This is a genomic window from Streptomyces sp. NPDC058683 (assembly GCF_042716195.1).
GTDB lineage: Bacteria > Actinomycetota > Actinomycetes > Streptomycetales > Streptomycetaceae > Streptomyces.
The window spans coordinates 59,957-71,389 of the sequence record NZ_JBHXSK010000044.1 but is presented as its reverse complement, the minus strand read 5'-3'; the positions used below and the strand labels follow the sequence as shown (position 1 = coordinate 71,389).

The following is an 11,433-nucleotide window of genomic DNA, read 5'->3' as shown; positions in this document are numbered from 1 at the left end:
CGTTGATCCGCCGTGATCCGCCGAAAGGGAGAACTCCCCATGGAGACAAGAACGCAGCCGGTGCGGCACAGGCTGCACCACCCCGAACTCACCACCCTCGTCCAGACCGCCCGCTTCCACGCCGGCCGTCAGCCCGCCACCCCCGCCGTGATCTGCGAGGGCCGCACCCTGACCTACGCGGACCTGCACAGCGCGAGCAACCGCCTCGCCCACGCCCTGCGCGCCGCCGGTCTCGCCGAGGGCGACCGGGTGGCCTACCTGGGCAAGGAGTCGGAGCACTACTACGAGGTCCTCTTCGCCTGCGCCAAGACCGGTACCGTCCTGGTCCCCGTCAACTGGCGGCTCACCGCGCCCGAGGTCAGTCACATCCTCCAGGACTCCGGCACCCGGTTGCTGTTCCTGGAGGACGAGTTCGCCCCGATCGTCGACGGCATGCCGACCGCGCCACCCGAGACGGTCGTCGGTCTCGACTCGATTCCGGAGTGGCGGGCCGAACACCCCGATGTCGAGCCGGAGTTCGAGGCCACCCCCGACACCCCGGTCGCCCAGCTGTACACCAGCGGCACCACCGGCCTGCCCAAGGGAGTGGTGCTCGCCCACCGCAGCTTCTTCGCGATCCGTGACGCCCTGGCGGCCGAGGAGCTGGACTGGATCGACTGGCGGGCGGGCGACATCGCGCTCGTCGGCATCCCCGGCTTCCACGTCGGCGGGCTGTGGTGGGCCACCCAGAACCTCAACGCCGGTACGACGATCGTGGCGATGCGTGCCTTCGCCGCCCGGCAGGCCGTCGACCTCATCCGCGACCTCGGCGTCACCACCGCCTGCGTGGTCCCGGCCATGCTCCGCATGATGCTCACCGAACCCGGCGTCACCGCCGCCGACTTCACCACCCTGCGCAAGACCGTGTACGGCGGCTCCCCGATCTCCGAGGCCCTCCTGGAGGCGAGCCTCGCCGTCCTGGACTGCGAGTTCGCCCAGATCTACGGCCTGACCGAGACCGGCAACACCGCCGTCTGCCTGCCCCCTGCCGCCCACGTCCCCGGCGGCCCGCTGATGCAGGCGGCCGGGCACCCCTACCCGGGCGTCCGGGCCAAGGTCATCGACGAACAGGGCGGGGAGCTGCCCCCGGGCTGGGTGGGGGAGGTCTGCCTGCACACCCCTGCCCGCATGGTCGAGTACTGGGGCCTGCCCGACAGGACCGCCGAGACCCTCGTCGACGGCTGGATCCACACCGGCGACGCCGGATACGTCGACGAGGACGGATACGTCTTCATCCGTGACCGCATCAAGGACGCCATCCTCGTCGCCGGCGAGAACGTCTACCCCGCCGAGATCGAGAACGTCCTGGAGAGCCATCCCCAGGTCGCCGAGGCCGTGGTCGTCGGCGCTCCCGACGAGCGCTGGGGCGAACGGGTGCACGCCTTCGTGGTCCCCGTGCCAGGACAGCGACAGCCCAGCCCCCGCGACCTGCACACCTTCCTGGTGCCGCGGCTGGCCGCCTTCAAACTGCCCTCGCGGTACGAGGTCATCGACCACGTACCGCGCAACCCCAGCGGCAAGATCCTCCGCCGCGAACTGCGCGACCGCTTCTGGAGCGACTCCGCGCGCAAGGTCAACTGAGCCCGCCGACACGGTCGTAGGGAGAACCCGTGCCCGATCCTTCTCTCACTCTGGACAGCTTCCGCGCCGAGCTCGCGGAGTGCCTCTTTCTGTCGGCCGACGAAGTCGACCTGGCGGAAAGCCCGTTGGACGCGGGGCTGGACTCCCTGCGCATCGTCACGCTGCTGGAGCGCTGGCAGGCCGCCGGCGTGGACGTGACGTTCGTCGAACTCGCCGAGCGCACCACCTTCGCCCAGTGGTGGGAACTGCTCACCACACGGCAGCGGGGAGCGGGCCATGCCGACGCCTGAACGCCACCCCCTGCTGGCCGCCCAGGAGGGCATCTGGACCGGCCAGCAGCTCGACGTGGACAGCCCCGCCTACAACACCGCCGAATACGTGCGCGTTCACGGCCCGGTCGACACGGCCGTCTTCGACGCGGCCCTGCACCATGCCGTCGCGGAGACCGAGGCGCTCCACGCGACCTTCGCCGCCGACGACTCCGGGCACCCCTGGCAGTTCGACACCCCGGTCCGCGACTGGCGCACCCACATCGCCGACCTCACCACCGAGCCCGACCCGCACGCCGCCGCCCTGGCCTGGATGGACCAGGACATGACCCGGCCGGTCGACCTCGCCCGGGGCCCGGTCTTCGGCCACGCCCTGCTGCGCACCGCCGAGGACGAGTACCTCTGGTACCACCGCGTCCACCACATCGCCCTCGACGGCTTCGGGCTCTCCCTCGTGGCCCGGCGCGTCGCCCAGGTCTACACCGCTCTCATGGCCGGCGAACCCGTCCCCGACAGCGGCTTCGGCACCCTGGAGTCGGTCCGCGCCGAGGAACGCGCCTACCGTGAGTCCGCCCGCCACGCCAAGGACCGTGCCTACTGGACGGACCGCTTCGCCGACCGCCCGCCCGTCGCCACCCCGGCCGGCCGATCGGCCCTGCCCGCCCGCACCTTCCACCGCCACGTCACGGACCTCGCACCGGACGAGGCGGACACTCTCCGCAGGGTCGCCCGCGAGCTGTCGGTGACCTGGTCGGAGGTGGTGCTCGCGGTGACCGCCGCCCACCTGCACCGGGTCACCGGCGCACCGGAGACCGTCCTGAGCCTGCCGGCGATGGGCCGCCTCGGCTCGGTATCCCTGCGCGTGCCCGCCATGGTCCGCAACATCCTGCCCCTGCGCGTCGCCGTCACCGCCGACGACAGCCTGCGCGACCTCGCGCTCCGCGTCTCACGCGAGCTGCGCGCCGGACTGCCCCACCAGCGCTACCGCTACGAACGACTGCGCCGCGACCTGAAGCTGGTGGGCGGCCAACGGCGGCTGTCCGGACCCGGCGTGAACATCATGCCGTTCGCGTACGACCTGCGGTTCGCCGGACACCGCAGCACCGTCCACAACGTGTCGGCGGGGCCCGTGGACGACCTGGCCCTCAACGTCTACGACCGCTCGGACGGCACGGGCCTGCGCCTCGCCCTGGACGCCAACCCGGACCTGTACACGGAGGGTGAGGCAGCGGGCTTCCAGAAGGGCCTGCTGAACCTGCTGGCCGAGGCGGTTGCGGCCCCAGACCGGAGGTTGAGGGAAATAGCGGGCAGCATCACCCCCTCCGTGCCTTCCGCGTCGGTGCTGGACGGCGGCCCGCTGCCCGCGCCCGCCCGGCCGGTGCTGAGCCTGATCGCCGGTCACGTCGCCCGCCGGGGTGGGGCCGTCGCGGTGGAGGACGGTGACCGCCGTCTCACCTATGCCGAACTCTTCGGCGCGGCAAGGGACATCGCCCGGGGCCTGGCCTCCCGGGGGGTCGGCCGGGGTGACGTGGTCGCGGTGGTTCTGCCCCGTGGCGCCGATGCCGTCACCGCCGTCCTGGGCGTGCTGCTGTCCGGCGCCGCCTACTGCCCGCTCGACCCGAAGGCCCCCGCCGACCGCACGGCACAGCTGCTGGCCGACGCAGCTCCCGTGCTCGTCGTGACGACCGAGGATCACGCGCCCGCCTTCCCGGACCACACGGTCCTCCTTCCGAACCAGCCGTTGACCGCCGACGTGCGTGCAGCATCGGGCCCCGGTCCGGCCGACCTGGCCTACGTGCTGCACACCTCGGGTTCCACCGGCCGTCCCAAGGGCGTCGAAATCGGCCACGCGGCGCTGGCGCACTTCGTCGCGGGCGCCTCGCACCGGTACGGGCTGCGCCCCGACGACCGCGTGCTCCAGTTCGCCCCTCTCCATTTCGACACCAGCGTGGAGGAGGTCTTCCTGACCCTGTGCACCGGCGCCACGCTGGTGATCCGCGCCGACGACATGACCGAGTCGGTGCCCCGGTTCCTGGACGAGTGCGCCCGGCTGCGGGTGAGCGTGCTGGACCTGCCCACCGCGTACTGGCACGAGATGGCCTATGCGGTCTCCACCGGCGCCGCCGCCCTTCCGGAGCGGGTGCGGACCGTCGTCATCGGCGGTGAGGCGGCGCTGCCCGAACGGGTCGGCCGCTGGCGCAAAGCGGTCGGCACCTCGGTCGCGCTGCTCAACACCTACGGCCCGACCGAGGCGACGGTGGTCGCCACCGTCGCCGACCTGCACGACCCCGCCCTCCTCCCGGGCGACGTCCCCATCGGCCGGCCGCTGCCCGGCACCCGGGCCGCCGTGCTCGACGGCGAGCTGTACCTGCTGGGCGACGCCCTCGCACTCGGCTACCGGGGTGAGACACCGGACAACGCCCGCTTCGGCCCGCTGGCCGCGCTGCCAGGGAACCCCCGCGCCTACCGCACCGGCGACCTGGTCCGCCTGGGCGAGGACGGGCAACTGCGCTTCATCGGCCGGGCGGACGACGAGTTCAAGATCAGTGGCCATCGTGTCCAGCCCGCCGAGGTCGAGAGCGCGCTGCTCACCCAGCCCGGGATCCGGGAGGCCGCCGTCGTGGGGCAGACGCTCGGCGACGGAACCCGGCGGCTGGTCGCCCACCTGGTCGGGGAAGATATTGCGCCGTCCGAGGTCAGGGAACACCTGCGGGCGTTGCTGCCGACCGCGATGATCCCCTCCGCCGTCGAACTCCTGGACCGGCTGCCCCGCACCGGCTCGGGAAAGATCGACCGGATCGCCCTCGCCGAACTCGGAGCGCCAGCCGTCGCTCCCTCCGAGCCCGGGCTCCCCGCTGCCGGCAGTGTCCTGGAACGGACCATCACCGGCACCTGGCAGCAGCTCCTCGGCACCGCCACCGTCGCCGTGGACGACGACGTGTTTGACCTGGGGGCGCAGTCCCTCCAGGTCATCCAGGCCGCCAACCGGCTCGGCGTCGAACTCGGCCGGGACCTGAAGGTCGCCTGGCTCTTCCAGCACCCCACGGCCGCCGCACTCGCCCGCTTTCTCGCCGAGACCGAGACCGAGACCGAGACCGAGACCGAGGGCGACAGCGACAGCGACGGCGCCCAGCCGTCCACCCCACCGTCCGGACCGCCGCCGACGCTCCTCGTCGACGCCGTCCTCGACCCGGCCGTCGGGACCGGCATCAGCCGCTCCCCGCACGACGCGCCCCGCCGCATCCTCCTCACCGGCGCGACCGGCTTCGTAGGCGTCCATCTGCTGGCCGAACTCCTGGCGAGCACGGCGGCCGAGATCGTCTGCACGGTCCGGGCCGACACCGCCCCCGACGCCACCGCCCGCATCGAAGCGGCCCTCGCCCGGCACGGCATCACCCTGGACGAGCGGTCCCGGTCCCGCGTCACCGCCCTCCCCTCCGACCTCGCCCGCCCGCAGCTCGGCCTGACCCGGGACGCGCTCGGCGACCTCGCCGCGACCTGCGACGCGATCTTCCACAACGCCGCGACGGTGAGCATCCTGCGCGACTACGCCACCCTGCGCGCCGCCAACACCGAGTCCACCCGGCAACTGCTTCGCCTGGCCGCCGTACGCACGACCCCGCTTCACTACGTCTCCACCCTGTCCGTGGCCCCGCCCGCGAGCCGCAGCCCCGAGGTGCCGGAGGCCTTCCTGCCGCCCCACGACGGGCTGCGGTACGGCTACCAGCAGTCCAAATGGGCGTCCGAGCGCCTGCTGGAACAGGCGGCCGGACGCGGGCTGCCGGTCACCGTGCACCGCCTGGGCCGGGTGGTCGGACCGTCCGGCACCGGGTACGTCAACGAGCACGACTTCCTGTGGAGCGTGCTGCGGGCGGGCATCCCGGCGGGGATCGTCCCCGAACTGTTCGAGGACGAGGTGTGGACACCGGTCGACTTCGCCGCCCGGTCCCTGGTCCATCTCTCCCTCGCCCCGGACGCGACGACCGGCGGCCCGGTCTTCAACCATGCGACCCTGCCCCGGGTGCGGCTCGCCGACGTCTACGACTGGGTGGCGGAGTACGGCTATCCGATACGGCGTCTGCCGCCGGCGCGGTGGCGGGAGCAGCTGCCCGGCTCGGCCGACAGCGCCGCCACCACGCTCGCCTTCTTCGACTCCGCCGAGCAGGCCGCCGCCACCGACCTGCGCCTCGGTCACGTCCGAGCCGACCACGTCCGTGCCGGGTTGGCGGACAGCGGCATCACCCGCCCGTCCGTCGGCCGCGACCTGGTCCGCCGCCACCTGGACCACTGCGTGACCCGGGGCCTGCTGCCCGCCCCGGCCGGCCGGCGGCGGCCGCGACCGGCAACACCCGTGAAATGAGCGGGACTTGCCGGGAACTCACGGGTGCCGCGCCCCGACTACTGCATCAGAACCCCTCCAGACCGTCAGCACACCCCGCACATACAGGAGTCCGCATGTCGATCAACCGGCCGGCCGCCACCGCCCTGGCCGCAGCCCTCTGCCTGCTCACGGCGGCATGCGGTGCCTCGTCCGACGACAAGGCGAGCGTCGACACGGCCGAGGCCGCGGCCTCCAGGACCGGCTACCCGGTGACCCTGGACAACTGCGGTCAGAAGGAGACCTTCAAGAAGGCGCCGAGCCGGGTCGTCGTCATGAACGGCGCTTCGGTCGCCGAGGTCTCCACGCTCCTCGCTCTCGGTCTGGGGGACCGGATCGTCGCCAACGAGCAGAGCTACGGCGCCTCCGAGGTTGCGGGCCGGGCCGCCGCGATCAAGAAGCTGCCCACCGGGAACGTCAAGCTCAACGACGCCTACGACGTCCCCCGCGAGGCCATGCTCGGCCTGCGCCCGGACCTGGTGCTGTCCACGACGTCGTACGGCTTCGACGAGAAGAACGGCTTCGCCACCCGCGACCAGCTCCAGGAGGTCGGCGCCCACACCTACGTCTCCCCGCAGGGCTGCGACCAGGACACCTCCAGGATGACCGTCGCCGACAGCTACCGGCTGCTGCGCGACATGGGCAAGGTCTTCAACGTCAGCGAGAAGGCCGAGAAGCTGATCGCCGCCTCCGAGAAGAACATCGCGGCCGTCGCGGACAAGGTGAAGGGGGAGAAGAAGCCCGAGGTCATGGTGCTCTTCTCCAACATGTCCATGGGCGGCAACGACTTCAGCTCCGTCGTCGCCCAGGGCATCTACAACGACATCCTCGCCAAGGCCGGCGGCGCCAATGTCTTCGAGAGCGCCTCCAAGACGTCCTTCGCCGACCTGAGCAAGGAGAAGGTGGCCGCCACCGACGTCGACGCGCTCGTCGTCATCGCCTACAACGACCCGAACCCGGCGGCGTACGCCAAGAAACTGCTGAAGGAGTTCCCCCAGTGGCCGGCCGCCAAGGACAACGCGTACGTGACGCTGTCCGACTCGATGTACCTGGGCCCCAGCAACGACCTGGCGGTGCAGCAGATCGCCAAGGTGCTGCACCCGGACGCCTTCTGAGCCGGCTGAGGGTTCCACTGGCGTTCACGTTCCTGCCGGTCGCGCTGGCCGCCACCATGATCGTGGCGATCAGCATCGGCGCCGTCGACGTCCCGGTCGGTGACGTGTGGCGGATCGTCCTGCATCACGTCACCGGGGCGGGGCCGGCGCCCTCCGACCTCGCGCTCGACCAGATCGTCTGGAACTTCCGCACCCCGCGGGTGGTCCTGGCGGCCCTGGTCGGCGCGGGCCTCGCCGTGTCCGGCACGGTGCTCCAGACCGTGGTGTCCAACCCGCTCGCCGACCCCATCGTGCTGGGCTTCTCCTACGGCGCCACCCTCGGCGCCGTCCTCGTCATCACCCTGGGCGGAGGCGCCGCGCTCGCCGGGCTCGGCGTGTCGGCGGCGGCCTTCCTCGGTGCCGTCGCCGCCGGTGTGCTGGTCTTCGCACTCGGGCAGCGGAAGGGACGGATGGCCCCGACCCGGCTGGTGCTCGCGGGCGTCGCCGTCGGATACGTCTTCCTCTCGGCCACCAGCTTCGTCCAACTCCAGGCCACACCCACCGAGTTGCGGACGGTGATGTTCTGGATGCTGGGCAGTGTCGCCGGCGCCCAGTGGGACCAACTCCCCACGGTGACGGTGGTGGTGCTGGTCACGACCACGCTCCTGTCGCTCTTCGGCCGGCGCCTCAACGTCCTGCTGGCCGGCGACGAGTCCGCCACCGCCCTCGGCGTCGACGTCAACCGGCTGAGGGCCGTCCTCCTGGTCCTCAGTGCACTGCTGACCGGCACCGTCATCGCCGTCGCCGGCAGCATCGGTTTCGTCGGCCTGATGATCCCGCACCTGGTACGCCTCACCACCGGCGCCGACCACCGCCGCCTGCTGCCCCTGACCGCCCTGCTCGGCGCCGTCTACCTGGTCCTCGTCGACCTGCTCTCCCGCACCCTCGACCGCCCCAACGAACTCCCGCTGGGCATCCTCACCGCCCTGCTCGGCGCCCCGTTCTTCCTGTGGCTGCTGCGCCGCAACAAGGGTCTGGACTGACCGCATGAAACTGACCGTCGACCAGCTCCACATCACCCTGGACCGCACCCCGATCCTGCGCGACGTGAGCCTCGAAGCCCATAAGGGCGACATCGTCGGCCTCGTCGGGCCCAACGGCAGCGGCAAAAGCACCCTGCTGCGCGCCGTCTACCGCTCGTTGCGTCCGTCGGACGGCGCCGTCCGGGTCGGCGACGACGACGTCTGGGCACTGTCCCCGCGGGCCGCCGCACGCCGTACCGCGGCCGTCCTCCAGGACGCGGGCGGCAACACCACCGGCCTGACCGTCACCGAGATCGTCGCCCTCGGCCGCGCGCCCCACCACGGCCTGCTGGGCCGCGACGGCGCCGAGGACCACCGGGCCGTGACGGACGCCGTCGACCGCTGCGGCGTACGGCCCTTCGCGGACCGCGACTACGCCTCCCTGTCCGGCGGCGAACGCCAACGCGTGCTGCTGGCCCGCGCGTTGGCCCAGAACCCGCGGCTCCTGGTCCTGGACGAACTCACCAACCACCTCGACATCCGCGCCCGCTTCGAGCTGCTGGACCTCGTCCGGGCCACCGGGATCACCACCCTCGCCGTCCTGCACGACCTCGACCTGGCCGCCCGCCTCTGCGACCACCTGGCCGTCCTGCACGCAGGGTCCGTCATCGCGGCGGGACCGGTCCTCGATGTGCTGACCCCGCGGATCCTCGCGGACGTCTTCGGCGTCCGCGCCCGCACCGAACGGCACGCCGACGGAGTCATCCGCATCACGTACGAGGCCCAGCCGCTCGCGACCTCGGACGCCGAGGAGGAGGACTGCCGGCCGGCCGAGACCGCCGACCGCCACGGCTTCTTCGGCAAGGCGGTGCTGCGCGAGGACCCGCTGTGATCGCGCACCGGACGCTGCGGCCGCTGATCGTGGCCTGAAGAAGCACGATGCCCCCGGCCTCAAAAGGTGAAGGCTGGGGGCTTCTTCGTGCTCAGTCGCTGCCCGCGAAGTGACAGGCGGCCCGCTGCCCGGCCGGTGTGACGGTGAGCTGTGGATCGCTCTCCGCGCAGATCGTCCGCTCCGGGTGCGCCAGCGGGCCGATCGGGCACCGGGTGCGGAAGCGGCAGCCGGAGGGCGGGTTCGCCGGGCTCGGCAGGTCCCCACGCAGGACGTTCCGCTCACGCCCGGGCACCGACGCGCTCGCCACCGGCGACGACGACAACAGTGCGGCGGTGTAGGGGTGTTGGGGATTGCCGTAGACGTCGGCGACATCCCCGTACTCGACGATCCTGCCGAGGTACATCACCGCGACCGTGTCACTGAGGTGGCGGACCACGGACAGGTCGTGGGCGATGAACAGGTAGCCCAGGCCGAGTTCGTTCTGGAGCTTCTGCAGCAGGTTGATGATCTGGGCCTGGACGGACATGTCCAGCGCGGAGACCGGTTCGTCGAGGACGAGGGTGCGCGGTCGGCGGGCCAAAGCCCGTGCGATGCCGATGCGTTGGCGCTGGCCGCCCGAGAACGCGTGCGGATAGCGGTCGAGGAGTTCGGGGCGCAGCCCCACCTGCTCCATCAACGAGCGTGCCTCCGGTTCGAGTTCACGGCCGCCGATGCCCCGGATGCCGAGCGCCTCGGTGAGTGACTGGCGGATCGTGCGCCGGGGGTTGAGGGAGGCATAGGGGTCCTGGAACACGTACTGCACCGAGGACCGGACCCGTGTGAGGTCCTCCTCACGCATCGCGCTCACGTCGGTCCCGTCGACCCGGACCGTCCCGCCGGCGATCGCATTGATCCCCACCACGGCCCGCGACAGCGTCGACTTGCCGCAGCCGCTCTCCCCGACGAGCCCGACGGTACGGCCCGCTCGCACGGACAGGCTCACCGAGTCGACGGCGTAGACGGGAGGTTCGCGGTGGAACAGGCCGCGTCGGCGGGAACCGACGTCGACCCTCAAGTCGCTGATCTCCAGGACAAGTTCGTCGGTGGCGGGCTCGGGGCGCGGTGGTGCGGGAGTCGTCACCTCCGTGCGTGCCGGGGACACGTCGACTCCCCGTTGTGCCACGAAGCAGGCCGCCGTCTGTCCGCTGCCCCCGATCTCCAGGAGTTGCGGCGGTGCGTGCGTGCACGCGTCCTCGGCGAACGGGCAGCGGGGCTCGAACGCGCAACCGGGCGGCAGAGCGGCCGGGTCGGGCGGGGTGCCGGGGATCGCCGGGAGCGGTCGGCCGGTCAGGTCGTCGTCGAGGCGGGGCATGGCTTCGAGCAGCGCCGCCGTGTAGGGGTGGCGCGGGCGGTTGAAGACCTGCTCGACGGTTCCCTTCTCGACCGTACGGCCGCTGTACATCACTACGACGTCCGTGCAGAGTTCGGCGACCACGCCCATGTCGTGGGTGATGATCGCGACGGCGATGTCGAGTTCGGTGCGGAGCCGGGCGAGCAGCCGCAGGATCTGGGCCTGGATCGTGACGTCGAGGGCGGTCGTCGGCTCGTCGGCGATGAGCAGCGCCGGGTCGTTGGCCAGGGCGATCGCGATGACGACGCGCTGGCGCATGCCGCCGGAGAACTGGTGCGGGTAGTGGTCGATCTTCGTCGCCACGTCGGGAATGCCGACCTGGTCGAGGAGTTCGGCCGCCCGCTTGCGCGCGGTCTTCTTGTCGACGCCGTGGACCGTCATCGCCTCGACGATCTGGGCGCCGACCTTCATGACCGGGTTGAGCGCGGCCTGCGGGTCCTGGAAGACCATCGCGACCTTGCTGCCACGGCGGCGCCGCATCTCGCGTTCGGGGAGCGCAAGCAGGTCCTCGCCGTCGAACTCGACGCTGCCCGCGACGACTTGGCCCGGCGGGCGCAGCATCCGCATGATCGAGCGCGCGGTGACGGACTTGCCGGAGCCGGACTCGCCGACGATGCCAAGGACGTCGCCCGGGTAGATGTCGAAGCTGACGTCGTCGACGGCTTTGACGTCGCCGCTCCTGAGCCTGAACTCCGTACCCAGGCCCTCCACGCGGAGCAACGGCACGGCTCTGTCCGTGGCGGCCTCCGGCGGTTGGGTCATGGGGGA

The 11,433-nt window shown here is 71.8% G+C and carries 7 protein-coding genes; 6 read left to right on the top strand and 1 reads right to left on the bottom strand.

Features of this window, described 5'->3' with window-relative positions; translation table 11 throughout:
- Positions 1–39: 39 nt before the first annotated feature.
- The 6 genes from ACFWXC_RS38290 (at position 40) to ACFWXC_RS38265 (ending at position 9,275) form a co-directional block, all read left to right on the top strand.
- A complete protein-coding gene (locus ACFWXC_RS38290) occupies positions 40–1,620 on the top strand; it encodes a long-chain-fatty-acid--CoA ligase (RefSeq protein WP_384486256.1) in 1,581 nt (526 codons plus the stop codon).
- Between the two features lie 29 nt (positions 1,621–1,649).
- The gene (locus ACFWXC_RS38285) at positions 1,650–1,910 is read left to right on the top strand and encodes a phosphopantetheine-binding protein (RefSeq protein WP_384486254.1); all 261 of its coding nucleotides are present in this window, start codon (positions 1,650–1,652) and stop codon (positions 1,908–1,910) included.
- Positions 1,897–6,249, top strand: coding sequence for an amino acid adenylation domain-containing protein (locus ACFWXC_RS38280; protein ID WP_384486252.1), 4,353 nt, complete (start codon positions 1,897–1,899; stop codon positions 6,247–6,249). The genes ACFWXC_RS38285 and ACFWXC_RS38280 overlap by 14 nt, the downstream gene beginning before the upstream one ends.
- Before the next feature lie 95 nt (positions 6,250–6,344).
- Positions 6,345–7,382, top strand: coding sequence for an ABC transporter substrate-binding protein (locus ACFWXC_RS38275; protein ID WP_384486250.1), 1,038 nt, complete (start codon positions 6,345–6,347; stop codon positions 7,380–7,382).
- A 56-nt stretch (positions 7,383–7,438) separates the two neighbouring features.
- Positions 7,439–8,404, top strand: a complete 966-nt coding sequence (locus ACFWXC_RS38270) for a FecCD family ABC transporter permease (RefSeq protein WP_384486248.1) — start codon at positions 7,439–7,441, stop codon at positions 8,402–8,404.
- Positions 8,405–8,408: 4 nt separating this feature from the next.
- Positions 8,409–9,275, top strand: a complete 867-nt coding sequence (locus ACFWXC_RS38265) for an ABC transporter ATP-binding protein (RefSeq protein WP_384486246.1) — start codon at positions 8,409–8,411, stop codon at positions 9,273–9,275.
- 91 nt (positions 9,276–9,366) lie between these two features.
- On the opposite strand, the gene ACFWXC_RS38260 is transcribed toward ACFWXC_RS38265, so the two are convergent.
- The gene (locus ACFWXC_RS38260) at positions 9,367–11,427 is read right to left on the bottom strand and encodes a dipeptide ABC transporter ATP-binding protein (protein ID WP_384486244.1); all 2,061 of its coding nucleotides are present in this window, start codon (positions 11,425–11,427) and stop codon (positions 9,367–9,369) included.
- Positions 11,428–11,433 lie beyond the last annotated feature (6 nt).